Here is a 25485-nt window from a genome sequence, read left to right as displayed (position 1 = left end):
TCCTCGACTCGGATGCCGGATCGACCAGCGCAGCGCGCGCGCCGGGTCCGTGAAGCGGAGAGACGATGATCCAACTTGTCCTGGCCCGGCATGCCAAATCGGACTGGGTCGACGAGAGTCTCGACGACCACGATCGACCGCTCAACGATCGAGGCCGTCGCGACGCCCCCGCCATGGCGCGTTCGGTTCTCCGACGTGGCGTGCGCCCCGAGGTGCTGCTGTCGAGCACGGCACTGCGCGCCCGGACGACCGCCGAGGCCTTCGGAGACGAGTTCGAGGTCGAGGTGACCGAACGCGCCGAGCTGTACCTCGCCGCGCCCGACACGCTGCTGGAGGCGGCCCGCACGAGCGGGGCGGCCGAGGTCATGGTCGTCGCACACGATCCGGGCTTGAGCGCGCTCGTGTCGCGTCTGGCCGACAGCGACGTGCGGATGGTCACCGCCGCCGTGGCGATCTTCACGTGGCACGAGGGCGAGTGGCCCGACGTCGGCGTCGTCCCACCCGACGAGTTCGAGCTGCTCGCTCCCTGAGCCGCCGCCCGAACGGGCCGGCCGTGCGGACCTACGCCGCCAGGCCCGAGTGCTCGACGGCGGCGCGCGCCACCGCCCCCGAGAGCACCAGTTCGGTGACCGCCTCGATCTCGGGCGAGACGAAGCGGTCGCGCCCCGGGCCGTCGACGCGCGTGCGGACGAGGTCGCGCACAGCCCCGGTCGCCGGCGCGGGCGGGAGCGGGGCGCGCAGGTCGAGCGCGCGGCATCCGGTGAGCACCTCGATCGCGAGCACCCGGGCGAGACCGTCGACCGCCCGGCGGAGCTTGCGGCCGGCGGCCCATCCCATCGACACGTGATCCTCCTGCATCGCGCTCGAGGGGATCGAGTCGACCGAGGCAGGAACCGCGAGCCGCTTCAGCTCGGACACGATCCCGGCCGCGGCGTACTGGGCGATCATGAGACCCGAGTCGACGCCCGCCTCCGCGGCGAGGAACGGCGGAAGCCCGTGGCTGCGGGCGACGTCGAGCGCCCGATCCGTTCGCCGCTCCGACATGGATGCCACGTCCGCCACGGCGATCGCGAGGAAGTCGAGCACGTACGCCACCGGCGCACCGTGGAAGTTCCCGTTGGACTCCACCCGACCGTCGAGCGTGACGACGGGATTGTCGACGGCGGATCCGAGCTCGCGCTCGGCGACGGTCCGCGCGTGCGCGGCCGTGTCGCGCGCCGCGCCGTGGACCTGTGGCGCGCAGCGCAGCGAGTACGCGTCCTGCACGCGGGTGCATTCCGGCCCCCGGTGGCTCGCCACGATCGGCGAGCCCGCGAGGAAGGCCCGCAGGTGAGCGGCCGACGTCGCCTGGCCGGCCTGGGGACGCAGCGCCATCAGGTCGGCCGCGAACACGGCGTCGCTGCCGAGCTGCGACTCCACCGACAGGGCGGCGGCGACGTCGGCCGTGGTCCACAGCATCTCCAGGTCGTGCAGGGCCAGCAGCAGCATCCCGAGCATGCCGTCGGTGCCGTTGATGAGCGCCAGCCCCTCCTTCTCGCGCAGCACGACGGGCGAGATCCCGGCGGCCGCGAGCGCTTCGGCGGCGGGCATCGCGCGGTCCTCCGCATCGCGGACGTCGCCCTCACCCATGACCGCCAGCGCGACGTGCGAGAGCGGCGCGAGGTCGCCGGAGCAGCCGAGGGACCCGTACTCGCGCACGATCGGGGTGATCCCGGCGTTCAGCAGGGCGGCGTACGTCTCGACGACCACGGGCCGGACGCCCGTGCGCGCCGTGGCGAGCGTCTGCAGCCGCAGCAGCATCAGGGCGCGCGTGACCTCGCGTTCGACCTCGGCACCCGTCCCGGCGGCGTGGGACCGGATGAGGCTCTCCTGCAGCTGCGCGCGACGATCGGGGGCGATGAAGGTCGTGGCCAGCGCGCCGAATCCCGTGGAGATCCCGTAGTGCGGCTGCGGGTCGTCGGCCAGCCCCTCGATCAGCGCGCGCGTCTCGGCGACGCGGGACAGCGCCGCGGGATCGAGCGCGACCGGCGCGCCGTGGCGCGCGACGGCGACGACGTCGCGCGGGGCGAGGGGGATGGATCCGACGGTGACGGTGATGCTCATGCCTCGATCCCACCGCTTCCGCCTCCCGCCCACGCCACCGTTCTGGCATCCTGTGTCTGTGATTCCAGACACTTCGCGTCCGCAGGTCCCCGCGGCCGATCAGACGCTGCGGATCCTGTCGCTGTTGGCCCGCCAGCCCGCGCCGATGGCGGCGCAGTCGATCGCGACCGCACTCGGCCTCCCCCGTTCCACGACCTATCACCTGCTGACGACGCTCGCGCAGCACGGCTACGTCGTCCACCTGGCGGACGACCACCGCTGGGGGCTCGGCACCGCGGCCTTCGAACTCGGCGGCGGATACGCCCGTCAGCAGCCGCTCGCCCGGCTCGGACGCCCTCTTCTGGCCGCACTCACCGACCGGCTCGGCGAGAGCACGCACCTCGGCGTCCTCGTCGGGCGCGACGTGCTGTACATCGTCGAGGAGCGCGCGCCGCGTCGACCGACGCTCGTGACCGACGTCGGCGTGCGCCTCCCGGCGCACCTGGCGGCGAGCGGTCAGGCGATGCTCGCCGCGCTCCCGCCCGCGCAGGTGCGCGCGCTGTACCCGGATGCCGCGGCGCTGACGCAGCGCACGGCGCGCGGTCCGCGCACGCGCGCCGACCTGCGCGATGCGCTGCGGCGTGTGCGAACCGACGGCTTCGCCCGCGAAGACGGCGAGGTCACTCCCGGCTTCCGCTCGGTGGCATCCGCGGTCCTCGACCACGCGGACTGGCCGATCGCCGCGGTGGCCGTCACGTGGCCCGCTGAGACGGAGCGGGAGGCCGCTGAGCTCGCGGACGCGGCACGCGCCTGCGCCCGTGAGCTCGCGCGGCGCATCCGCCCCGGGGCTTGAATCGCGGGGGCGGCGCTCAGCGAACGACGAGCCGTGGCTTCACCAGCACGTGCGCGGCACCGGCGGTCGCGGGGCGGGGCGCCACCACGGTGCCCTCCTCCCCCATCAGCAGGTCGAGGGCACCGGATGCCACCCGCTCGGGGAGCTGCTCGACGCTGGAGAGTCCGAGCGCCTCGGCGGCGGGGGTGTTGTCGAAGCCGATCACGGTGATCTCGGGGTGACCGGCCAGGGTAGTGGCCAGGTGGGCGCCGATGGCGAGCGAGTCGCTCGCGCACACGATGCCGGTCACACCCGGATCGGCGGCGAGCCCCTCGGCAACGACGTCGCGCGCGAGGGCCACGCTGTCCTCCACCACCCACCGCGGTCCGGCGGCGGATCCGACGCTCTCTCGCCAGCCGCGCTCGCGTTCGTCCCCGGTGCCCGAGCCGGCTGGCCAGCCGAGAAACGCGATGCGACCCGCACCGCCGTCGAGCAGGTGTTCGGTCGCGGCACGGGTCCCGGCGGCCCCGTCGACGTCGACCCACAGGTGGGCGGGAGCCTCGACGTCATCCTTCCCCCACGGGCGCCCGAACGAGACGAAGGGCAGTCCGCGCTCACTGAGCCATCCGGTGCGGGGGTCGCCGTAGAAGGTCCCGGTGACCACGACGGCATCCACCTCTCCCCCCTCGAGCAGGTCGCCGAGCCGCTCGATCTCCTCCTCGGCCGTGCGCGCGGCGTACAGCAGCACGCGCATGTCGCGCTCGCTCGCGCGTTCGGTCAGGGCGTGGACGAACCGGTCGAGCACGACGCCCGCGATGCCGCCGGCGTAGGGATCCAGATGGATGCCGATCGTCGAGCTGCGTCGGGTGCGCAGGCGCCGCGCGGCCGCGTGCGGACGGTAACCCAGCTCGGCGATGGCCGCCTCGACGCGCAGGCGCGTGGAATCGCGCACGATCCCGGGGGTGTTGACGACGTTCGAGACCGTCTGTCGCGACACCCCGGCCACACGAGCCACGTCTTCGACGGTAGGGGCTTTCGTCATCCCTTCCCTCCCCGGGTAGACGGTCATCGTAGGGCGAGCCGGAGCGCTTGACAGCACGGCCCGCCGCTCCGTACGTTAGTCGCACCAGAGTTTGAACGTTCAAACTTTCGGGCCCTCCGGTCCCACACGGAGGGGTCGCATGCCTCATCGAAGGAGAGAGACACATGACACGGCACATCGCCCGCACCTGGCTCGGAGCAGGAGCGCTCCTGGCCACCGGGGCCCTGACGCTCACCGCCTGCGGTTCGGGCTTCAACGATTCCGGCAGCGCCGAGCAGTCCTCCGGCGGCTCGCTGTCGATCCTCATCGGCTCCTCGGGCGACGCCGAGACCCAGGCCGTCGAGTCCGCCGTCGCCGCCTGGTCGAAGGAGTCCGGCGTCGACGCGCAGGTGCAGGTCGCCAACGACCTCCCCCAGCAGCTGTCCCAGGGTTTCGCGGCAGGATCGCCGCCGGACCTCTTCTACCTCGCACCCGACGCCCTCGCCGGTTACGCCGCGAACGGATCGATCGCCGCGTACGGCGACGACCTGGCGAACAAGGCCGACTTCTATCCCTCGCTCGTGGAGAACTTCACCGTCGACGGCAAGTTCTCCTGCGCCCCGAAGGACTTCTCGACCCTCGCTCTCGTCATCAACACCGACCTGTGGACCGCAGCGGGCCTCACCGACACGGACATCCCCCAGACCTGGGACCAGTTGGCATCCGTCGCCCAGAAGCTCACGGTCGACGGCCGGGTCGGTCTCGCCTTCGGAGCCGAGTACCAGCGCGTCGGCGCCTTCATGGCGCAAGCCGGCGGCGGCCTGCTCACCGACGGCAAGGCCGACGCCGACAGCAGCGCGAACGTCGAAGCACTGCAGTACGTCAAGACCCACCTCAACGACGGCTCCTTCGCGTTCGCCTCCGACGTGGGCGCCGGCTGGGGCGGCGAGGCCTTCGGCACGCAGAAGGCCGCGATGACCATCGAGGGCAACTGGATCACCGGTGCCCTCACCGCCGACTACCCCGCCGTGAAGTACACCGTCGCCGAGCTCCCCGCGGGCCCCGGAGGCAAGGGCACGCTGCAGTTCACCAACTGCTGGGGCATGGCCGCCGACAGCAAGAACCAGGACAACGCGCGCGCCCTCGCCGAGTACCTCACAGGAACCGACCAGCAGCTGGCGTTCTCGAAGGCGTTCGGCCCGATGCCCTCCATCCAGTCCGCCGCCGACGCGTGGTCGAGCGCGAACCCGGACCTGACGGCGTTCCTCGCCGGAGCCGAGTACGCCCAGTTCCCGCCGAACATCGCCGGAGCCGCCGACGTGATCACCGACTTCAACGCGCAGCTGGAGTCGCTGAAGACCGGCGACCCGCAGGCGATCCTCGGGACGGTCCAGGGCAACCTCGAGGCGATCGCCAAGTAGGCGCCAGTCCATGACCGCTCTCACCACCGCGCCTCGTCGCGCCGGGTCCTCCTCCTCGGGGATCCGGCGCGGCGAGGCCGCCGCCGGCTGGCTCTTCACCGCCCCGGTGCTGATCATCCTCGGCGTCTTCCTGCTCGTCCCGGTGCTCATGGCGCTGTGGGTGAGCTTCTCGGACTGGAGCGGGCGCGGCAGCCCCTTCTCGTCGAACGTGAACTTCGTCGGGCTCGACAACTACGCCGCGGTCACCACCGGCGGCGGTCTCGCCGAGCGCGACTTCGGAACGGCCCTCCGCAACAACGCCTGGTACGTGCTGCTCGTCGTGCCGCTGCAGACCGCGCTCTCGCTCTTCCTCGCCGTCCTCGTCAACCGCGCGGTGCTGCGCGGCCGCGGGTTCTTCCGCACGGCCTTCTACTTCCCCTCCGTCACGAGTTCCGTCGCGATCACCGTGCTGTGGCTGTTCCTGTTCTCGACCTCGGGCGCGATCAACGAGGTGCTGTCGTGGCTGGGGATCAACGGCCCCAACTGGTTCAGCGACCCGTCCGGCATCGTGCACAACGCCCTGGCCGCAATCGGCGTGACGAGCGGTCCCGCCGCCCTCACCGGCAGCACCTTCCTCGGCGTCTCATGGTGGGACTGGCTGGCCGGCCCGTCGGTGGCGATGTCGGCGTTCATCCTCATGGCCGTCTTCACGACCTCGGGCACCTTCATGCTCCTGTTCATCGCGGGCCTGCAGAACATCGGCGGCGACGTGCAGGAGGCCGCCATGATGGACGGCGCGAACGGCTGGCAGCGATTCTGGCGCGTCACGCTCCCCCAGCTGCGGCCGGTGCTGTTCACCGTGCTGACCCTCGGGCTCATCGGCACCTGGCAGGTGTTCGACCAGATCTACACCGGCACCCAGGGCGGCCCCGGAAAGACCACGCTGACCCCCGCCTACCTGAGCTACTCCTCGGCCTTTTTGTCGCAGCAGTGGGGTCAGGGTGCGGCGATCGCGTTCGTCCTCTTCGTCATCATCGTCGTCCTCACGATCCTGCAGCGATGGGTCCTGCGCGAGCGTCCCGTCTCGCGCCGCCGCGCACGGCAGTACGAGGTGCGCGCACCGAAGGGAGGAACGCGATGACCGCCACGGCATCCCCCGAGAGCAACGTCCTGGCCGAGCAGGTCGTCGGCGGCCCTCGCCGGAAGACGGCGAAGCACCGCATGTCGGGCAAGGCCCTGCGGTGGCAGATCGCCCTGTACGCCCTGCTGTGCGTGCTGGCCCTGATCTACATCTATCCGTTCCTCGTCCAGGTGGCGACGTCGTTCAAGACGGATGCCGTCGCGGCTGCCGATCCGATCTCGCTCGTGCCGCAGCCCTTCACGTGGGCCGCGTACGAGAGGCTCTTCCTCCGCTCCGACTTCCCCGTCTGGTTCGCCAACTCCGCGGTCGTCACGGTGTTCGTGACCCTCGGCCGGGTGTTCTTCAACTCCCTCGCCGGCTACGCGCTCGCGCGGCTGCAGTTCCGTGGCCGCGGAATCGTGTTCGCCGCGCTCGTCGCGGTGATGGCGGTCCCGGCCGTGGTGCTGCTCATCCCGAAGTTCCTCGTGATCAACCAGCTCGGCATGTACGACTCGTACGCGGGCATGATCCTCCCGCTGCTGGTGGATGCCGCCGGTGTCTTCATCATGAAGAACTTCTTCGAGTCGATCCCGCCGTCCGTCGAGGAGCAGGCCCGCATCGACGGAGCGAGCACGTTCCGCATCTTCTGGTCCGTCGTGCTCCCCATGGCGAGGCCGGCGCTCATCACGATCGTGATCCTGTCGTTCCAGGGATCGTGGAACGAGCTCAGTCACTTCGTCATCTCCACCCAGTCCCCCGAGCTCACCACCCTGACCAAGGGCGTCGCCTCGCTCGCGAGCGGGCAGCTCAGTCAGGGAAGCCAATTCCCGCTCAAACTCGCGGCCGCGGCCATCATGACGATTCCGGTCGCCGTGGTGTTCTTCGTGTTCCAGCGCCGCATCATGAACGCCAGTGAAGGAGCCGTCAAAGAATGACCACCGCCCCCGCCGCCTCGCCCGCGGCACCTCTCGCCGCCGCCCCGCACGACACCGCGCCCCTGCAGCCCCTGCTCAGCGACGCCCTGATCGTGCTGCGGGCCCCGACGCAGGCGTGGTCGGACCGCGACGGCACCGTGGGCACGGCGGCCGTGCACGGGATCTACCACGGCGACGTCCGGCACGTGCGCACGCTGACCGTCTCGTGTGACCAGTCGAAGATCGAGGCGATCTCGACGGCCCCCGACGGCCCGTCGCGGATCGTGTTCGGCGCGATCCTGCGGGGCCTGGACGACACCACCCCCGACCCGAAGGTGCGCCTGCTGCGCGAGCGCACGGTCGCCGATGGACACGTGTCCGAGACGTGGACGGTCCGTTCCCGCGTCGACGCACCGATCCGCACGACGCTCCGTCTCCGCCTGCAGCCCGAATTCGCGCTTCTGCACGAGGTGAAGTCGGGGCACGCGCACGCCCGCGACGTCGAGGTCGAGACCGGCGACGGCTTCGTGCGGATCTCGGCGGGCCCGCAGGGCCTCGAGCTGCACAGCCCCGGGGCGCAGGCGGCATCCGGGCCCGAGGGGGTCGAGGCGTCGTGGGACATCGAGGTGCCCCCTCTCGGCGAGACGGTCGTGTCGTGGTCGCTCACGCTGCGGGACGACACCCTCGTCGTCGGTGGGGCCGACGCACCCGCGCGCTGGGACGCTGCCGCGGTGGCGGCTCGGGCGACCGATCCGCGGCTGGCCCGGTGGCTGACCACGGCGCTCGGCGACCTCGACGCACTGCGACTCGTCCTGCCCGACGACCCCGACGACGAGTTCTTCGCCGCGGGGGCCCCGTGGTTCTTCACCCTCTTCGGTCGCGACTCGCTCTGGGCCGCACGGCTCGCCCTCCCCCTGGACGGCGACATCGCGGCATCCACCCTCCGGGTCCTGGCGCGCCTGCAGGGCACGGTCGACGACCCCGAGACCGCGCAGGAGCCGGGCAAGATCCTGCACGAGCTCCGCTCGTCGGCGCTGGAGATCCCCGGTGAAGGGATCTCGCTCCCGCCGCGGTACTACGGCAGCGTCGACTCCACTCCCCTGTGGATCTGCCTGCTCGCCGACGCCCACCGCGCAGGCCTCCCCGCCGACGAGGTGCGCGCGCTGCTGCCGGCGCTGCGCGCGGCGCTCGGCTGGATCCGCGAGAGCGGCGACAGCGACGGCGACGGCTTCCTCGACTACATCGACCGGCTCGGTACCGGCCTGGCGAACCAGGGCTGGAAGGACTCCGGCGACTCCATCCAGTGGCGCGACGGCACCCTCGCCGACGGACCGATCGCGCTGTGCGAGGTGCAGGGGTACGCGTACGAGGCCGCCCTCGCCGGGGCCGACCTGCTGGACGCGTTCGGCGACGACCGGGATGCCGCGGACGCGACGTTCTGGCGCGAATGGGCGGCCGACCTCAAGGCGCGCTTCGCAGACGCGTACTGGATCGAGACGCCCGAGGGGCGGTACCCCGCCGTGGCCCTCGACCGCGAGAAGCGACCGGTCGACACCCTCACGAGCAACATCGGGCATCTTCTGGGCACGGGCATCCTGGATGCCGCGGACGAAGCGCACGTCGCGGCCCTGCTGCGCGGGGAGTCGATGTCGAGCGGCTACGGCATCCGCACGATGTCCACCGGCGCCGCCGGCTATTGGCCGCTGTCGTACCACGGGGGCAGCGTCTGGGTGCACGACACCGCGATCGCCGTGCACGGGATGCTGCGGGCGGGCCTGACCGAGGACGCCCGCGCCGTCGTGGCCGAGCTCCTCGACGCCACCGAGGGCTTCGCATATCGCGTGCCCGAACTGCACTCCGGCGACCCGCGCGCGGCATCCTCGGTACCCACGCCGTATCCCGCGGCGTGCCGCCCCCAGGCGTGGTCCGCCGCTGCGGCGGTCGTGTGCCTCACGGCCCAGTCCTGAGGCGGCGGGCCCGCACCGCCCGGTCGCGTGTCGGGACGCTCAGTCGACCTTCGCCACCGTGCCGCCGGTGAGGCGAACCAGTTCGTCGAAGGTCAGGGGGAAGACCGTGTGCGGCGTCCCACCGGCGGCCCAGATCTCGTCGAACCCCGCGAGGTCCTCGTCGACGATGGTCGCCAGCGGCGCCGGGTGCCCCGTCGGCGCGACACCGCCGATGGGCTGCCCCGTCGCCGCGAGCACCTGATGGGGCGTGGCCCGCCGGATGCCGCCCCGCCCCAGCCGGGCGGCCAGCGCCGCCGTGTCGACCCGGTGCGCGCCGCTGGTCATCACCAGGAGCGGTTCGTCGTCGCTCCAGAAGACCAGACTGTTCGCGATCGCCCCGACCTCGATCCCCAGCGCCGCGGCAGCGAGGGCCGCCGTGTGCGCCGCGTCGGGGAGCACGACGATCTCGCCCGCGATCCCCGCGCGCTCCAGCGCGGCGGCGACGAGACGGCTGCGGGCGGGAAGGGACTCGCTCATCGCGCCAGCCTAAGCGTTCGCCCCGCGTCGCTCGACGCGTCAGAATGGAAGATGGATGCCGCACAGCCGCGGCATCCGCGACAGTGCCGCCCACAAGGCGGCCGACGAAAAGGACCGCGATGACCCACGCCCTCCCCCTGCCCGATTTCGCCCACGAACGCGTGGAGGTGGTGACGGGACGGCGGAGCGGCCTGTTCATCGCCGTCGCCCTGCACTCCTCGGTGCTGGGCTCCGCCCTCGGCGGCGCGCGCCTGTGGACCTACCCGCACTGGAGCGACGCCCTCGGCGATGCCCTGCGGCTGTCTGCGGCGATGACCCTCAAGAACGCCGCCGCGGGGCTCGACGCCGGCGGCGGCAAGTCGGTCATCGGCCTCCCCGAGGGCACGGTCCTCGAACCCGATCGTCGCCGCGCCGCGTTCCTCGACCTCGGTGACGCGGTCGAGAGCCTCGGCGGCCTCTACCGGACGGCCGAGGATGTGGGTTCCACCACCGACGACATGCTCGTGGTGAGCGAGCGGACGGCCCACGTCGTCGGCCTCCCCGGCGCCGTGGGCGGCTCGGGCGAGCCGGCCGGCCCCACGAGCCTGGGCGTCTACGCGTCGCTCGTGGCCACGCTCGAGCGGGCCGTCGGTTCGGGCGACGTCCGCGGACGCCGCATCACCGTCGCCGGCCTGGGACAAGTGGGCGGTCGCCTGGCCGAACGTCTCACCTCCGAAGGCGCCATTCTCACCGTCACCGACGTCAACCCCGCCAAGCGCGGTCTCGCCGCCACTCTGGGCGCCGCGTGGGTCGAGCCGGGCGAAGCGCACCTGATCCCGGCCGACCTTTTCGTTCCGGCCGGTATCGGCGGCGTGCTCACCGACGAGGTCATCGACGCCCTCGACGCCCGCGCCGTGTGCGGGCCGGCGAACAACCCTCTCGCCGACCGCTCCGGCGCCGACCGTCTCGCCGCACGCGGCGTGCTCTACGCGCCCGACTTCGTGGTGAATGCCGGTGGTGTGATCTACCTCGACCTCGAGGCCAAGCAGATCGGTTCGCGCGAGACGATCATGAGTCGCGTCGCCGGAATCGGCGACACCGTTCGCCGCGTGTTCGACGAGGCGGAGACGCGCGGCGTCACTCCCCTCGCCGCCGCCGAGGGACTCGCCGCGGACCGTCTGCGGGTGGGCGCGGAATCGACCGCCCTCGTCTGAACGACGAAGAACCCCGGATGCCAGGTGAATGGCATCCGGGGTTCTTTTCGTGCGTCAGTGAGCGGCGTCGTACGCTTCGAGCACGTTCGCCGAGATTCGCCCGCGGGAATTGATGGAGTAACCGTTCTCTTCCGCCCATGCGCGCACGTCGCCGAGATCGCGCGACGAACCGGTGCGCGACTTGGTCGCGCGACGCGCATTCGCCGGCACGGAACCGAGCGGCCGTGCCGAAGAGATGAAGGGTTCGAACGCGTCGCGGAGCTTCTTCGCGTTCTCGTCGGAAAGGTCGATCTCGTATGCGCGCCCCTCGAGCGAGAAGTGAATCGTCGTCCCCCCGTCGATGACAGCGCCGTCGAGATCGTCGATGAGCTGCGTAATCTGCTTTTTCGCCATGTGGCTGATCCTATGACCCCACCTTGGATGAATTCAGTGAGAAGCACGCGAGTTCACCCGGGATATAACCCCACCGAGCCGTCATCAATCATTCTGGGGGGAACCAGGCGCGCCGCCTTCGATCGCCGTGATGCGATGATCCTCACCGTGGGTGAGTTCCGTCGCCAAAAACTCTTCATCGAGCGGAAGCCGTAATGAGAACTGCGCGAAGGCCGAGACGCGCAGGACGGCCCGGTCGATGTCCACATCGAGAACGTGCCCGCCGATCAGACGATCCTCGCTGAGGAAGTGCACGTGCAATCCCGCCACCGATATGCCCTGATAGATCCGGGGCATCCAAAAGCCGACGATGACCCCGGACCGATCACGAGTCACGGTCTCCACCTGCTCGGCGGCGACGTCGGCCAAGGGAGGGAAAGGGGCCTCTTGGCGCGCGGTGACGCGCGTGCGCACGCGACGCACGACACCGTCGACCCGAACCGCATGGAACAGGTTGCGGCTGACGAGCCGGTCCTCGACAGCAGCGGTGAACCCGCCGAGATCCAGCCCTTCGAGATGCTCGCCCTCGCTCTTACCGAAAGAGCAGACGTCGACGAACGGCAAAGTCTCGTCCTCGCGCAGAAGCCGCGGCGCGGCATCCACGGAGCATTCGAATGCCTCACCGTCGACGAAGAGGACCTCCCCACCGAGACGATCGCAGCACCCGATTCCGGTGTCACCCCAGCCGTGAACCTCGGAAACCGGGATTCCGGCGGTGTACATTCCGCCCATAAGGGCGTCGAGGACGGCGAACTGCGTCACCGCGCCGGAATTCACGGTCTTTCTGCCGTCGCTCGACAGCGGAGTCATCGGCTCAGGAGTTTGCGGCGCCGTATGCCTCGAGCACGGAAGCCGGAACACGGCCCCGGTCGCTCACGGTGTGCCCGTTGGCACGCGCCCATTCACGCACCGCGGCGAGATCGATATCGCTCGATCGGCGCGACGAACGCGTGCGACGCGACGCCGAGGTGGAACGACCGACCGGACGCGCGGCATCCACGAACGGCGCGACGGCGGCATAGAACTTGTCGGCATTCCGGTCGGAGAGATCGATCTCGTAGGAACGCCCCTCGATCGAGAAAGTGATCTGCTTTCCGTCGCCCTCTTCGAGGACGGTCCCGTCAAGATCGTCGACCAGATGCGTGATGTGTTTGATTGCCATGGTGGAATAAGAATACACCCGATGCCCTTTTGCTTCCGCCTCTTCGGAGGTGCTGACGCGGGACCTGTATGAGAGCCCGCGATAGGAATGCGCCGAGGAAGGCACTATCCTCCCGAGGTGGCGTTCACCCCCGGAACGCCCCGGACGGAGGAAGTAGCGTGTGAGTCTTTTCCGCACGAAGTCGGTGGAGCAATCCATCGACGATACCGATCACGGTCAGGGCTGGATGGCCACGGTCATCTCCGCCGGCGCCGTGGCAGGTCTGACCCCCGTCGTGATCGTTCTGCGCCGCACGCGCCCCGACCTCGCGCGCGGCTTCCGCGTCCCGCCGGTGCTGCCGATCCTGTCGGCGCTCATCTGCACCTCCCTGATGCTGAACCTCTCGGTCGAGACGTGGCTGCGGTTTCTCGTCTGGCTGGCCCTGGGCTTCGCCGTCTACTTCGCCTACTCCCGGCGGCACGCCCGGGTGAGCACGGGAGCGATGCTCGACCCGTCGAAGCCGCTCGTGGTCGGCACGCCGGGGGAATGAGCGATGCGCCGGCACTTCACCCCGGGGATGTCGGCATCCACCGCCCTCCGCCCGGGGGCCGTGTCCGAGGCATCCCCTAGGCTGGTCGCGTTTCGACGACGACGATCACCTCTCCGGGGGGTTTCATGGGGATCGCACGCACGTGGGTCTTTCCGATTCTGCGCACGTTACTGGTGACGATCATCGCCGCCGCCCTGATCAAACTGGCGTTCTTTCCGGACAGACCACTCGATGCCGATCCGGCGCAGCCGACGGGGACGGTGTCCGAGCCGCGCGTGATCGCGACAGCGGGGACCATCACGAACGACGTCGTGATCAAGGCGACCGTGTCGGCGGACCCGGCGGCGCCGTTGCGGTCGACGGCCGCCGGCACGGTCAACAAGATCTTCGTCACCCAGGGCTCGCCCGTCGCCGAGGGCGATGTCGTCTTCAACGTCAAGGTGCCGATCGAGCGCGACCCCGCCGACAGCGTGGATGCCGAGGGCAAGCCCAAGCCCGCGATCTTCCGGTACGAAGACGTCACGGCGCCCGCCGCCGGCACGCTCAGCGCACTGTCGGTCATCGCGGGTCAGGAGCTGGCGGTCGGAGCGACCGCGGGCAACGTCGCGCCCCCGACGTTCTCGGTGTCGGGAACGCTGGAGCCCGCGCAGCAGTACCGCCTGCTCAACCGCCCCGGAGACGCCACCGTGACTATTACGGGCGGGCCGGCCGGATTCACGTGCACGAACCTCCGGATCACCACTCCCCTGTCCGGGAGCTCGCCCGACGACGCGACCACCGGTGCCGCCGGGTCCGCGGGCTCCGCCGGCACGTCGGGATCGGGGACGACGGCCACGTGCGCGGTGCCGGGCGACGTCACCGTCTTCGCCGGACTCGCCGCCGAGATGACGATCGCCGGAGGGCGTGCCGAGAACGTGATCGTGGTCCCCACGACGGCGGTGCGCGGTGCGGCGCAGAGCGGCACCGTGTGGGTGTCGACGGCGGACGGCGCCACCGAGGAGCGGCCGGTCGCCCTCGGCCTCACCGACGGCACGCAGGTGCAGATCACCGAGGGTCTCACCGAGGGCGAGGAGATCCTCGAATTCGCTCCCGGGGCGATGGCCGGGTCGCCCGATGGATGCACGACGTATCCCGACGGCTCGATGTTCTGCGAACCGGCCGCGCAGTCGTGAGTCTGCTCGAGCTGCGCGATGTCACTCGCACGGTCATCCCTCCCGATCAGCCCGCGCTGACGATCCTGTCGGGTGTCGACATCGTGATCGAACCGCGCGATCACGTCTCGATCGTCGGGCGTTCCGGCTCGGGCAAGTCCACCCTCCTGAATCTCCTGGGACTGCTCGATCTGCCCACGAGCGGCGAGATCACCTTCGACGGCGATCCCGTGCGCGGGCTGTCAGCGGCACGACGAGATCGCCTGCGCGGGGCGGCGATCGGCTTCGTGTTCCAGCAGTTCAACCTGCTGCAGGGCCGCACGGCTCTCGAGAACGTCACCATGCCGCTGCTGTACTCCAGCGGGACGACCTTCTGGCGCCGCACGAGGATCGCGGCCGAGATGCTCGATCTCGTCGGGCTCGGGCACCGGCTGCACAGCATGCCCGACCGGCTCTCCGGCGGCGAACAGCAGCGGGTCGCGATCGCCCGCTCACTCGTGCGCGGACCGCGACTGATCCTCGCGGACGAGCCGACCGGGGCCCTCGACCTCGACACCGGACAGAGCGTGATGGAGCTCATCGACGAGGTCGCCGAGCGCACCGGTGCCGCGCAGGTGATCATCACGCACGACCCGATGATCGCCCGCCGCGCCCGCCGGCATTTCCGTCTGGATCGCGGCATCCTGACCCCGGTCGACGATCCGACGTTCGAACCGCGCACTCGTCGCGAGGTGCGCGAGATGGCACCGGGCTCCGATGCGGACGGCGCGTGGGCTGCTCCCGATCCGGCCACCGCCGTCGAGGAGACGCGCTGATGCGCGCGCTGTCGAGCCTCGTGGGCTCGCTGGTCGAAGCGTGGCAAGAAGTGCGGGTCCACCGCACGCGGGTACTGCTGTCCCTCATCGGCGTGGCGGTCGCCGTCTGTTCGCTCACGACCGTCGTCGCCCTGGGTGCGATCGTGCAGCAGGCGAATCAAGAGATGAGCGAGCGCTCCAGCGGTCGTCCCGCGAGCCTCAGCGTCTCGGCGTTCGGCACCGACGGCGAGATCGACCCGGCACGGATGGATACCGCGTGGGCCGAGGTCGTGAAGCGCTACGGCATCTCGTACGCCACGCGTGCCCAGCAGACGACGCAGCTGGTGCCCTTCGCCAGTGGGACGGTCCAGGTCGGCACGCAGGCGGTGGACCAGCCGTACGGCGAGATGCACCGCGTGCGGATGCTCGAGGGCGAGTGGTTCACCGCGGCGGATGCCGAGCAGCTCGCGCCGCGGCTCATCGTCAACGAGGTGTTCTGGGACCGCATGGGGCGGCCGGCGCTGTCGACCCATCCGGTCGTGGCACTGGGCGGGCAGGCCGTGCCCGGTGCCGCCTCGGGGATCGCCCCCGGCGGCACCCGGGCGGTCGTCGTGGGCGTCACCCCGTCCTCGACGTGGGAGACCGAGCCGTCGATGTTCATGCTCGCCGCACAGGCTCAGGCCGTTCAGGATGCCGCGATCGGCCGGAGCGGCACCGCCGCCGCGGCCGACTCCCCCTACGGCGGTGCGCCGCAGTCCCAGTACGAGATGTGGGTTCCGCCCGAGCTGGCCGAGCAGCTGACGACCCTCGTCACGCGCGACCTCACCGCCGCGCTCGGCGACGGAGCGCAAGTGAACGTCAACCGGCAGGACTGGGCGGCGTGGGGCGACGATCCGTTCCTGGTGACGAAGATGGTGGTGATCGGGATCGCTGTGCTCGTGCTGATGCTCGGTGCCCTGGGCCTGGTCAACATCGCCCTGGTCACGGTGAAGCAGCGGGTCCGCGAGATCGGCATCCGACGCAGCTTCGGAGCGACGGCGAGCCGGGTGTTCTTCGCCGTGATGATGGAGAGCGTCGTCGCGACGGTCGTCGCGGGCGCCGCCGGGGTGATGGCATCCATCCTCATCGTCCAGTCGCCGTGGCTGCGCGAGCTCATCGGCCAGGGCATGGTGAGCGACTTCCCCCCGTTCCCCGTCGATGCCGCCCTCACCGGCCTTGCCGCGGCCACGGCCGTCGGCGCGCTCGCGGGACTCCTGCCGGCGCTGGTCGCGGTGCGGGTGAAGGTGATCGACGCGATCCGGTACTGAGGGCGGACCGTCCGGCCGGAACCGGAGGCCGGCGACGTGGGCGACCGCAGTCGGCACAGCGGCGTCGGCCGACGCGCGGATCGCGCCACCGCTCAGACGAAGGCGGTGCTCAGACGAAGGCGTCGGCGGCGCGCTGGATCTCCGTCGCCCGCCCGAAGGGCGTCCCGCCCTCGACCCAGCGCAACAGTGCAGAGGATGAGAAGAGGTTCTCGGCCGCCATCAGCGCGGCACCGATCACGCCCTCCTGATGATCCAGTGAGGCGGAGCGGATCTCGAGGCTCCGCAGGACCGGCTCGGTGCACCGTTCGGCCACGATCGCACGCACGCGATCCACGAGCACATCACCGGCCCGCAAGACCCCGCCGCCGAGCACGACGATGCCCGGGTTCGTGAAGTTGACGAGGTTGGCCACCACGTCCGCCACGTGGTCTGCGCTGCGTGTGGTCAGCGCGGTGGCCACCGGATCCCCGGCCGTGACGGCCTCGCCGATGTCACCGAGCACGAGGTGTCCCCGTCGCGCATAGCGCTCCGCGAGGAAGGGGCTCTCGGCCCGACGCTCAGCGGCATCCAGAAGGAGCGCCCACCCTCCCGCGACGGCCTCGAGGCATCCCGTCCTGCCGCATCGGCAGGCGCGGGAGCGATCGCTCACGTGGATGTGGCCGATGTCGCCCGCCGCGCCCGTCTGACCGTGGATCAGGCGGCCGTGCGCGATCTGCCCCGCGCCGATGCCGGTACCGACCTTGATGAACAGCAGGTCACGCCCGCGAACGTCGTCGCCGCGGGTCCACTCGCCCAATGCCATGAGGTTGACGTCGTTGTCGACCCAGACGGGGGCGTCGAAGTGTTCGCGGAGCCAGTGGCGCGGCGCGAATCCGTCCCACCCCGGCATGATCGGCGGCAACGTCACGGTTCCCGTGGCGAACTCGACCGGCCCGGGGAGCCCCAGCGCAATGCCCCACGGACGCGTCACGCGGTGGCGACGGAGGAGGGCGTCGATGTGCGCGCGAACGCGATCCAACGTGGCGTGCGGACCGGCGTCGATCGCCCAGTCCTCGTGGGAGCTGTCCAGCAACCGTCCGTTCAGATCAGCGAGACCGACGGTGAACTCGGACGCACCCAGCAGCGCCGCGGCCACGACACCGGACCGGGCGCGGAAACGCACGATCCGCGCCTGCCGTCCCCCTCCAGAGGGAGCGAGCTCCCCCTCTTCGAGAAGACCGAGGTCGATCGCCTGGTCGACGCGCTGGGTGACGATCTTGCGGCTGAGACCCGTGGCATCCAGGAGTTCGGGTCGCGTCCGCGCGGTGCCCTCACGGATCGCACTGACCACGCTCACCAGGGGCGCGACGGCGATCTCGGGGCCCCCTGGCGGGCGCTGGCGCGGCAGACCCGGGCCACCCGCCCCGGTCGCGGAGAACGGCACCGTGATGCTCACTCGCGCGCTCCCTCGACTCGGTGACGGGTGGCCATGATCTCACGACTCAGCGTGCGGAGGTCTCTTCCCGGCGGAGGCGGATGTCCTCCTTGATCTGGGGCAGTCGCTTCTCGAGGCCGTACGTCGCGATGGCGATGACCTGCAGGGCCGCGATGACGGCGGGCAGCAGCAAGTAGATCCACATGATGCCGTTGACGACCTCGGGGGTGGGGTTCGCCGGGTCGTACGCGATAGCGGCGAGACCCCACGCGAGGGCCGCACCGCCGAGCGCGGCGCCGATCTTGGTGCTCATGCTGTACCCGGCGAAGAGCAGGCCTTCGTCGCGACGGCCACTGCGCCACTCCTGCTGTTCCACCGTGTCGGCCGTCAACGCGGGCGCGGCGACGAAACCGAAGCCGCCGAAGACGTTCAGAACGAAGAACACGATCGAGAACACCCAGACGTTGTCCTGCACGAAGAACAGCACGGTCGTCATGGCGATCGCGATGAGCAGACCCACGAGGATGCCACGCCGCTGACCGAGCAGACGGAGGAAGGGTGCCGTCAGCAACGAGCCCACGACGGCCGACAGCGAGAAGGCGAGGAGGATGATGGGGATCGCCCCGGGGTTCCCCAACACGTAGATGGCGTAGTAGATCGTGCCGCCGGTGATGACACCCAGACGGGTGAACGCCAGGACCGAGAACACGAAGACCGAGATCCACGGGCCGTTGCCCGCGAGCGCCTTGAGGGAGCGGCCGAGGTTGCCTCGGGCCCGAAGAACGGGCGTGAGCGGTACCCGCTCTTTCACCGAGGCCACGACGACCCAGAACAGCAGCATTCCGACGATCGCGTAGAGACCCACCGTGATCCCGAAACCCACGGGCGATGTGGGCGAGCCGCCGAACGCGATGATCAGGGGCTGCGTGAAGCTGGACACGATGATGATCCCGATGCCCACGCCGAACGAACGCCATCCGGCGAGCTTCATGCGGGCGCCGGAGTCGCGTGTGGTCATGGCCATCAGCGCCCCGTAGGGCACATTCACCACCGAGTAGGCGAGTCCGACCAGCAGGAAGGTCACGGCAGCCCACGCGATGGTGGGCACATCGTCGCCCCCGCCCGGGGTGAGGAAGGTGAGGAATGTCAGCGCCGCCAGTGCCGGGGCGCCGAAGATCAGGTAGGGACGCGCCCGACCCCAGCGGGTCGTGGTGCGGTCGAGCAGGATGCCGACCATCGGATCGAAGAACGCGTCCAGCACTCGCGCGACCAAGAGGATGACACCGGCGATGCCGGCGCTGATCAGGGCGACGTCCGTGTAGAAGAAGAGCAGGTAGCTGGAGATCGTGGTCCAGGTGAGGTTGGACGCGATGTCGCCCAACGCGAACGCGGCCTTCTCACGCGTGCGCACGGCCCGCGGGTTGTCGGGATCGCTCCGGTCCGTCACGGATCGGGGAATGCTCGTGCGCACAGCGGCGGTCGAAGCCAGCGTGGGGCCTTGCCTATCACTCATCGTCGAGTCCTTCGGTCAAATGGTCATCGTAGACGTGAGCATCTTGTGATCCCTAAGAACACAAGTCAACGCTCTCTGGGCTGATGGAGCGCATTAGCGACGCCTATGCGGGAATTTCCACCCCGGGCGTTACTTTTGTACTTGCCGCGCTTAAGTGGCCGTCACGTCTCGAACCCATGGAGGTTTCATGTCGTCCCTCTCGGATGCCGCGCCCGAACGCCGTCTCCCCGACTCCGCGGATGTCGTCATCGTCGGCAGCGGTCCCGCGGGGGCCGCCTACGCGCGGATCCTCAGCGAGACCTCCCCGGCCGCCCGGATCGTCATGATCGAGGTCGGTCCGATCGTCAGCGACCCTCCCGGATCCCATGTGAAGAACATCGCCGACAACGCCGAACGGGCCCGCGCACAGCGGGCCTCGGAGGGCCCGCGACCCCAGGACGACGCCGCGTCCACGAACACGATGGACGGCTACGCCAGCGACGCGGCGCGGCTGTGGCGACCGGGCACGTACCTCCTGGCATCCGGATACCGACAGCCGGGCGAGGACGGTCTGCCCGCCGCGGCCTTCTCGAGCAACGTCGGTGGCATGGCGGCGCACTGGACCGGCGCGTGCCCGCGCCCCGGGCAGAGCGAGCGCATCGACTTCCTCCCCGATCTCGACGAGCTGCTGGACGAGGGCGAGCGGCTGCTCGGTGTCAGCGCGACCGCGCTCGCCGGCGCTCCGCTCGCCGACGAGGTGCAGGCGCGCCTCGCCCGCGGTTTCGACGCCGATCGTCCCGCCGACCGTCACGTGCAGCCGATGCCGCTGGCGGTCCACCGCGCCGCCGAGGGGAACCTGGTGTGGTCGGGCGCGGATGTCGTCTTCGGCGAAGAGACCCGGGCGAACCCCCTCTTCACTCTTGTTCCGGAGGCTCTCGGCCGACGGGTGATCGTCGAGGACGGCGTCGTCCGCGGTATCGACGTCGAGGACCGCCGCTCCGGCGAGATCCACCGCCTCTCCTCCCCCGTGGTCGTGGTCGCGGCCGACAGCCTGCGGACGCCTCAGCTCCTCTTCGCCTCGGGAGTCACTCCTCCCGCGCTGGGGCGGTATCTCAACGACCAGCCGCAGATCGTGCACGCCGTGCGCCTGCGGGATGTCGAGGACGCCCCCACCGGATCGGCCGGGGACAGCGCCATCACCGCTCAAAGCGGAGTGTCGTGGGTACCGTTCACCGACGACTACCCCTACCACGGTCAGGTGATGCAGCTGGACGCCTCACCCGTTCCACTGGAGGGCGATGTCATCCCCGGCTCGATCGTCGGATTGGGGTGGTTCTGCGCCAAGGACCTGCAAGAGAGCGATCGCGTCGAGTTCTCCCCCGACGATGTCGACGAGTACGGCATGCCCGCGATGCGCATCCACTACACGCTCACCGAGCGTGATCACCGCACTCTCGCCGACGCCGCCGAGGCGATCATCGCCGCGGGCGAGCTCTTGGGCGACCCCGTCGGAGGCGACCCGATCACGTTCCCCCCGGGCGCGTCACTGCACTACCAGGGCACGGTCCGGATGGGCGCGGTCGACGACGGGACGAGCGTGTGCGACCCCCACAGCGAAGTGTGGGGAACCCGGGGGCTCTTCGTCGCCGGCAACGGCGTCATCCCCACCGCGACCGCCTGCAACCCCACGCTCACCGGGGTCGCGCTGGCCGTCGCCGGCGCACGGCGCATCGCGTTCACCCTCGACGCGCTCACCTCGAAGTAAAGGACCCGACCATGCTCGAAAGAGATCTCATCCAATCCATCGGCGTGCGCAACGTCACCGAGAACGGCGTCACGACCGGCTTCCAGTTCCGGCTCCGGATGCCGAACTACCGCGGCGTCTGGGGCAGCCTCATCGACGGAGTCGACGTGAGCGTCGGCAGCCTGTCGTGGGACCGCGAGGTGCCGCGATGGACCCTGCAGGGCCGAGACTTCACCATCGCCGAGCTGCGGATGTCGACCGATGTCCGCTGGCAGCTCGACGAGGCGGCGATCATCACCGTCCCTCATTCCGGAGGTCTCGCCGTCGGCGTGCACACCCTCGCCGTGGACATCGCGCTCCACGCCCCCTACATCCCGGCAGAGTTCCAGCCCTCGCTCTTCCACGCAGAACGAAAGGTCACGGTCGTCTCATGAGCACGCTCGAGTACGGTGTCTCCCTCTACAGCTACACCGGCGACATGAACACGGTGCTGACCCTCGAGGACGCGTTCGCCGAGATCGCCGATCTCGGTGCGACAGGCATCGAGATCCTCGGTGAGGGGAACATCTCGCACTACCCGACGCCCGAGACCGCGTGGATAGACCGCTGGCACGCTCTGTGTGCGCAGTACGGCCTCGAGCCGACGAACTACGGCTCGTGGATCGACTCCCGGATGTGGCGCCACCGCGACCTCACCGTCGACGAGGGGACCGACATGCTCGCGCGCGATCTGCGCCTGGCATCCACGCTCGGGTTCACCTCGGTGCGCCCCAAGATCGGCGTCGTGGCGATGGATCTGACCCCGCACCCGATCTGGACCGGGGTCATCGAGCGCAATCTCGACCTCGCCGCAGAGCTCGACATCGTCATCTGCCCCGAGATCCACGCGCCGACCCCGATCCGCCACCCCGTCGTGGAGGAGTACGTGCGGTTCATCCAGCACACCGGGAGCGCGCACTTCCGCCTGCTGATCGACACGGGGATCTTCCAACGCGCCGTCTCGACCGCCCATCAGGACGGACTGAGCGACGAGGCGCAAGAAGAGGGATGGCGCAAACCCCTCGCCCTGCCGATGAGCGACCTCGTGGAGGTTCTGCCCTACACGCACTTCATCCAGACGAAGTTCTTCGACATCGACGATGCGCTCGTAGACCAGCAGATCCCGTGGGAGGAGATCCTCCGAACCCTCATCGAGAACGGCTGGAGCGGATACCTTTCCAGCGAGTACGAGGGCGAACGCAGCCCCTACCGGTCGATCGAGCAGGTGAGACGCCAGCACGCGCTCCTGCGCCGCGCCGAAGCTCGGATCCGTGGCTGAGGACAGAGCGGTGCGCGTCGGGATCATCGGCGGCGGCTTCATGGCCGCGGTGCACAGCCGTGCGGCACGGGCCGCCGGGGCCGATCTCGTAGCCGTGGCGTCCTCCTCCCCCGAACGCGGACGCGCCGCCGCGACAGCGCTGGGTGCCCGCCGGCCGGTCGACGACGCGGATGCGCTCATCGCCGATCCCGAAATCGACGTCGTCCACATCTGCACGCCGAACGACTCGCACGAGAGGCTCGCCCTCCGTGCTCTGGATGCCGGGAAGCACGTCGTGTGCGAGAAGCCCCTCGCGCTCTCCGGCCCCGCCGCCGCCGGCCTGGCGGCCCGCGCCGCATCTGCGGGCCGCGTGGCCACCGTGCCCTTCGTGTACCGCTTCCACCCGATGGTCCGCGAAGCGCGGGCGCTCACGGCATCCGGATCGATCGGACGCGTGCTGCACGTCGACGGTCGCTACCTCCAGGACTGGCTCCTGGGAGCCGACGACGTCGACTGGCGCGTCGACGCGAGTGCGGGTGGACGCTCGCGGGCCTTCGCCGACATCGGATCACACGTGGTCGATCTGCTCGAGTTCGTCACGGGCGACCGCATCGTGGCGCTGACCGCGATCACCTCGGTGGCCCACGCCGCCCGAGGTGGGCGCCCCGTCGCGACCGAGGACATGGTGCACGTGCTCGTGCGTCTGGCATCCGGATGCCACGGGTCGCTGACCGTATCGCAGGTCGCGGCGGGACGGAAGAACGCCCTGCGCCTGGAACTGTACGGCAGCGACGCGAGCATCGGCTTCGATCAGGAGCACCCCGACCGGCTCCTGCTCGGCCGACGCGCGCACACGGCCGTCGTCTCGCGCGACCCGGCTGCGCTGAGCGCGGATGCGGCCCGCCTCTCGATCGTGCCGGCCGGGCACCCCATGGGCTATCAAGATGCCTTCACGGCATTCGTCCGCGACACGTACGACGGAGTGATCACCGGCTCCCTGCGCCCCGAGGTGCCGACCTTCGCGGACGGAGCTCGCGCCGCGCTCCTGACCGACCTCGTGCTCGATTCCGCCGCCGCGGGCGAGTGGGTCGACGTCCCGTCCGCCGTGCCCGCCTGATCCCCTTTCTCTCTCGCCGTCAACGAAGACAGGAGAACACCGCAATGTCATCCACCTCCGAAGGCCGTTCGCCGGTCGTCGTCATCGGATCCGGGCCAGCCGGAATGGCGACGGCCCTCGCCCTGCACAAGGTCGGGCACACGCCCATCGTGCTGGAGCGGTATCGCGAGGCGCGCCCCGCGGGCAACATCTTGAACCTGTGGCCGCCGCCCATCAAGGCGCTGCGTGAGATGGGCGTCGACATCACCGACCTCGGGGCTCCCTGCCACACCACGTTCCGGGGTGTCCACGGCAACGTCCGGGCGGACGTCCGAATCCCCGACGATGTCGTGCGCGACTACGGCGGCGGCTTCATCGGCCTGCTGCGGCCCGAGCTCTACCGCCGCATGCTCGCGGCCATGCCCGCCGACGTGATCCGGTTCGGCACGACGGTCGTCTCGCTCGAAGACCGCGGGGACGACGTGCGCGTGACTCTCGGGGACGGCGAGGTCATCGATGCCGGCGTCGTCGTGGGTGCCGACGGCATCGACTCCATGGTGCGCACGCACCTGTGGGGCGCGAGCGACAAGCGCGAGCACCGGCTGCAGATCGTCGGCGGCTACACGTTCGCCGACGTGCCCGGCGCCGAGCGCAACGAGGTCGTGCTCCGCCACGACCGGACGGTCCAGGGAACCTATTCGTCGATCCGAGACGGCGGACGCGACGGGTTCCAGTGGTGGGTGCTGCAAGCGTGGGACCCGAAGGCCCCTGCGCCGGCCGACCTCCGCGCGCACGCGCTCGGACTCGCGCGGCGCTTCCCCGGACCGCTCGCCGGCCTCGTCGAGGCGACCGCCGACGACGCGTGCCAGCGGTGGATGATCCGCGATCGCAAGCCGATCCCCCGCTGGTCGCTCGGCCGCATCACTCTCGCGGGTGATGCCGCCCACGCGACGTCGCCCTACGCGGCATACGGCGCCGGGATGTCGATCGGCGACGGCTACACGATCGGTCAAGAACTCGCCGGCCTCGACCTCACCGACACCGCCGGCGTGCACGCGGCGCTTTCTCGCTACGACGACCGCCGTGTCGCGCACACCACCGCCCAGGTGCAGCAGGCGTACGTTCTCGGACAGGTGTTCCACCACGCCCCGGCACCGCTCCGCCCGCTTCGGGACTTCGTGCTCGACCACACGCCGCTGCTGCAGAAGCAGGTGGGCGAGCGCACTCCCGGCGAGATCGTCGCGCAGCTGGCCGAGATGGGCGACGGCCTGCGCGGCCGGGCGTGAGACCCGCCCGCGGCGCGGCGTCTTCGCTCGGGACCCGGCGCGGTGGTGTCCTCACGCGCGCCGGGTCCACGATCGGTTTCAGACCGCCGAGCTCCCCCGCATGGCCGCGACCTCGCGGCCGTAGATCACGGCCTCGCCTTCGGCCTTGAGCTTGAGCGCCGCAGCGGCATCCGAGAACGCATCCAGCGCCGGGTTCACACCGACGAGCGTGAACGGACGCTCGACGACGCGCAGGTCCAGCCCCCAGACGTCTTCGAGCACCCGACGGAGCCACCCGGTGGAGTGATCCCAGCCCTCCTTCGGCGTCCCGGGCGCGTAGTTGCCACCGAGCACCGTGACCAGCGTCGCGGGCTTTCCGCGCAGCGCCGTGCCCTGCGGGTCGATGCGAGGGTCGGTGTACGCCAGATCGAACCACGTCTTGAAGTGCTGAGAGACGCCGTAGTTGTACAGCGGAACCGCGAACAGCAGCGCGTCGGCGACGGTGAGTTCGTCGGCGAACGTCGTCGCGAGCGCCTGGGCCTCGCGCTGACGGTCGGTGCGCTCACCCTCCCCCACGAAGTTCGCCGTGACGGCATCCGCCCACGCGGTGGCGGGCACCGGCTCGACCGCGAGGTCGCGCCGAGTGACGGTGGAGTCGGGGTGGGCGGCGACCCACTCCTGCTCGACGAGGTCGGCGAGCGACCGGCTGGCGCTCGAGGCGGGGAGGATGCTGGCATCCAGGCGGAACAGGGACATG

Annotated in this window: 24 protein-coding genes and 1 pseudogene; 16 read left to right on the top strand and 9 right to left on the bottom strand. The window is 70.4% G+C overall.

Translation table 11 applies throughout. From position 1 onward, the window contains the following. The first annotated feature begins 65 nt into the window (after positions 1-65). Positions 66-530 carry a SixA phosphatase family protein gene (locus tag AC3E6M_RS06205; RefSeq protein WP_138173649.1) on the top strand — a complete coding sequence of 155 codons (465 nt, stop codon included), beginning with the start codon at positions 66-68 and terminating at the stop codon, positions 528-530. Between the two features lie 31 nt (positions 531-561). Here the strand turns inward: AC3E6M_RS06205 and hutH are convergent, their stop codons facing one another. Next, entirely contained in the window at positions 562-2103 is a 1542-nt protein-coding gene (gene hutH, locus AC3E6M_RS06200) for a histidine ammonia-lyase (protein WP_490529378.1), read from the bottom strand. Positions 2104-2155: 52 nt separating this feature from the next. Between hutH and AC3E6M_RS06195 the strand changes: the two genes are divergently transcribed. Beyond that, entirely contained in the window at positions 2156-2935 is a 780-nt protein-coding gene (locus AC3E6M_RS06195) for an IclR family transcriptional regulator (protein WP_490529377.1), read from the top strand. Between the two features lie 16 nt (positions 2936-2951). On the opposite strand, the gene AC3E6M_RS06190 is transcribed toward AC3E6M_RS06195, so the two are convergent. Beyond that, entirely contained in the window at positions 2952-3956 is a 1005-nt protein-coding gene (locus AC3E6M_RS06190; protein WP_490529376.1) for a LacI family DNA-binding transcriptional regulator, read from the bottom strand. 164 nt (positions 3957-4120) lie between these two features. Here AC3E6M_RS06190 and AC3E6M_RS06185 point away from each other — a divergent pair, with 164 nt between their 5' ends. The 4 genes from AC3E6M_RS06185 to AC3E6M_RS06170 all read left to right on the top strand — a co-directional run bounded on the left by AC3E6M_RS06185 (position 4121) and on the right by AC3E6M_RS06170 (position 9336). Then, a complete protein-coding gene (locus tag AC3E6M_RS06185) occupies positions 4121-5356 on the top strand; it encodes a sugar ABC transporter substrate-binding protein (protein WP_490529375.1) in 1236 nt (411 codons plus the stop codon). Between the two features lie 10 nt (positions 5357-5366). Continuing rightward, on the top strand, positions 5367-6476 hold the full coding sequence (locus tag AC3E6M_RS06180; protein WP_490529373.1) for a carbohydrate ABC transporter permease: 1110 nt from the start codon (positions 5367-5369) through the stop codon (positions 6474-6476). A gap of 80 nt (positions 6477-6556) precedes the next feature. Beyond that, complete coding sequence (locus tag AC3E6M_RS06175; protein WP_490529634.1) at positions 6557-7390, top strand: carbohydrate ABC transporter permease; 834 nt, start codon at positions 6557-6559, stop codon at positions 7388-7390. Beyond that, positions 7387-9336, top strand: coding sequence for a glycogen debranching N-terminal domain-containing protein (locus tag AC3E6M_RS06170; RefSeq protein WP_490529372.1), 1950 nt, complete (start codon positions 7387-7389; stop codon positions 9334-9336). Before AC3E6M_RS06175 ends, AC3E6M_RS06170 begins: the two co-directional genes overlap by 4 nt. 39 nt (positions 9337-9375) lie before the next feature. Here AC3E6M_RS06170 and AC3E6M_RS06165 read toward each other — a convergent pair whose 3' ends face one another. After that, positions 9376-9852, bottom strand: a complete 477-nt coding sequence (locus AC3E6M_RS06165) for a YbaK/EbsC family protein (RefSeq protein ID WP_490529371.1) — start codon at positions 9850-9852, stop codon at positions 9376-9378. Positions 9853-9971: 119 nt separating this feature from the next. On the opposite strand from AC3E6M_RS06165, the gene AC3E6M_RS06160 reads away from it, so the two are divergent. After that, positions 9972-11045 (top strand): Glu/Leu/Phe/Val dehydrogenase family protein, encoded by a 1074-nt coding sequence (locus tag AC3E6M_RS06160; protein ID WP_490529370.1) that lies wholly within the window; start codon positions 9972-9974, stop codon positions 11043-11045. A 54-nt stretch (positions 11046-11099) separates the two neighbouring features. Here the strand turns inward: AC3E6M_RS06160 and AC3E6M_RS06155 are convergent, their stop codons facing one another. The 3 genes from AC3E6M_RS06155 to AC3E6M_RS06145 form a co-directional block, all read right to left on the bottom strand. Further along, positions 11100-11438, bottom strand: a complete 339-nt coding sequence (locus tag AC3E6M_RS06155; RefSeq protein ID WP_230008082.1) for a histone-like nucleoid-structuring protein Lsr2 — start codon at positions 11436-11438, stop codon at positions 11100-11102. Positions 11439-11522: 84 nt separating this feature from the next. After that, positions 11523-12287 carry an acetolactate decarboxylase gene (locus AC3E6M_RS06150; RefSeq protein ID WP_490529367.1) on the bottom strand — a complete coding sequence of 255 codons (765 nt, stop codon included), beginning with the start codon at positions 12285-12287 and terminating at the stop codon, positions 11523-11525. Positions 12288-12291: 4 nt separating this feature from the next. Then, positions 12292-12744, bottom strand: a complete 453-nt coding sequence (locus AC3E6M_RS06145) for a histone-like nucleoid-structuring protein Lsr2 (RefSeq protein ID WP_490529366.1) — start codon at positions 12742-12744, stop codon at positions 12292-12294. Positions 12745-12850: 106 nt separating this feature from the next. Here AC3E6M_RS06145 and AC3E6M_RS06140 point away from each other — a divergent pair. The 4 genes and pseudogenes from AC3E6M_RS06140 to AC3E6M_RS06125 form a co-directional block, all read left to right on the top strand. After that, positions 12851-13168, top strand: a pseudogene (locus tag AC3E6M_RS06140) (amino acid permease C-terminal domain-containing protein); the annotation flags it as partial. Between the two features lie 125 nt (positions 13169-13293). After that, complete coding sequence (locus tag AC3E6M_RS06135; protein ID WP_490529365.1) at positions 13294-14340, top strand: permuted SH3 domain-containing protein; 1047 nt, start codon at positions 13294-13296, stop codon at positions 14338-14340. After that, positions 14337-15134 (top strand): ABC transporter ATP-binding protein, encoded by a 798-nt coding sequence (locus AC3E6M_RS06130; RefSeq protein WP_490529364.1) that lies wholly within the window; start codon positions 14337-14339, stop codon positions 15132-15134. The genes AC3E6M_RS06135 and AC3E6M_RS06130 overlap by 4 nt, the downstream gene beginning before the upstream one ends. Continuing rightward, complete coding sequence (locus AC3E6M_RS06125; protein WP_490529363.1) at positions 15134-16420, top strand: ABC transporter permease; 1287 nt, start codon at positions 15134-15136, stop codon at positions 16418-16420. The genes AC3E6M_RS06130 and AC3E6M_RS06125 overlap by 1 nt, the downstream gene beginning before the upstream one ends. A 109-nt stretch (positions 16421-16529) precedes the next feature. Here AC3E6M_RS06125 and AC3E6M_RS06120 read toward each other — a convergent pair whose 3' ends face one another. Then, on the bottom strand, positions 16530-17855 hold the full coding sequence (locus AC3E6M_RS06120) for an ROK family protein (RefSeq protein WP_138173677.1): 1326 nt from the start codon (positions 17853-17855) through the stop codon (positions 16530-16532). 46 nt (positions 17856-17901) lie between these two features. Continuing rightward, on the bottom strand, positions 17902-19347 hold the full coding sequence (locus AC3E6M_RS06115) for an MFS transporter (RefSeq protein WP_138173679.1): 1446 nt from the start codon (positions 19345-19347) through the stop codon (positions 17902-17904). 187 nt (positions 19348-19534) lie between these two features. On the opposite strand from AC3E6M_RS06115, the gene AC3E6M_RS06110 reads away from it, so the two are divergent. From AC3E6M_RS06110 to AC3E6M_RS06090, 5 genes are read left to right on the top strand one after another with little or no spacing between them, the layout of a single operon-like run. Further along, a complete protein-coding gene (locus AC3E6M_RS06110; protein WP_490529362.1) occupies positions 19535-21091 on the top strand; it encodes a GMC oxidoreductase in 1557 nt (518 codons plus the stop codon). Between the two features lie 11 nt (positions 21092-21102). Then, positions 21103-21504 carry a C-glycoside deglycosidase beta subunit domain-containing protein gene (locus AC3E6M_RS06105; RefSeq protein ID WP_230006865.1) on the top strand — a complete coding sequence of 134 codons (402 nt, stop codon included), beginning with the start codon at positions 21103-21105 and terminating at the stop codon, positions 21502-21504. Beyond that, positions 21501-22388, top strand: coding sequence for a sugar phosphate isomerase/epimerase family protein (locus AC3E6M_RS06100; RefSeq protein WP_490529361.1), 888 nt, complete (start codon positions 21501-21503; stop codon positions 22386-22388). The genes AC3E6M_RS06105 and AC3E6M_RS06100 overlap by 4 nt, the downstream gene beginning before the upstream one ends. Next, a complete protein-coding gene (locus AC3E6M_RS06095) occupies positions 22381-23484 on the top strand; it encodes a Gfo/Idh/MocA family protein (RefSeq protein WP_490529360.1) in 1104 nt (367 codons plus the stop codon). Before AC3E6M_RS06100 ends, AC3E6M_RS06095 begins: the two co-directional genes overlap by 8 nt. 44 nt (positions 23485-23528) lie before the next feature. Further along, positions 23529-24749, top strand: coding sequence for an FAD-dependent oxidoreductase (locus tag AC3E6M_RS06090; protein ID WP_490529359.1), 1221 nt, complete (start codon positions 23529-23531; stop codon positions 24747-24749). A 78-nt stretch (positions 24750-24827) separates the two neighbouring features. Here the strand turns inward: AC3E6M_RS06090 and AC3E6M_RS06085 are convergent, their stop codons facing one another. Next, the gene (locus tag AC3E6M_RS06085; protein WP_138173686.1) at positions 24828-25484 is read right to left on the bottom strand and encodes an FMN-dependent NADH-azoreductase; all 657 of its coding nucleotides are present in this window, start codon (positions 25482-25484) and stop codon (positions 24828-24830) included. Position 25485 lies beyond the last annotated feature (1 nt).

The organism is Microbacterium sp. SCPM-O-B-15248 (M128) (assembly GCF_058214835.1).
This window is presented reverse-complemented; position numbering and strand designations above follow the sequence as displayed.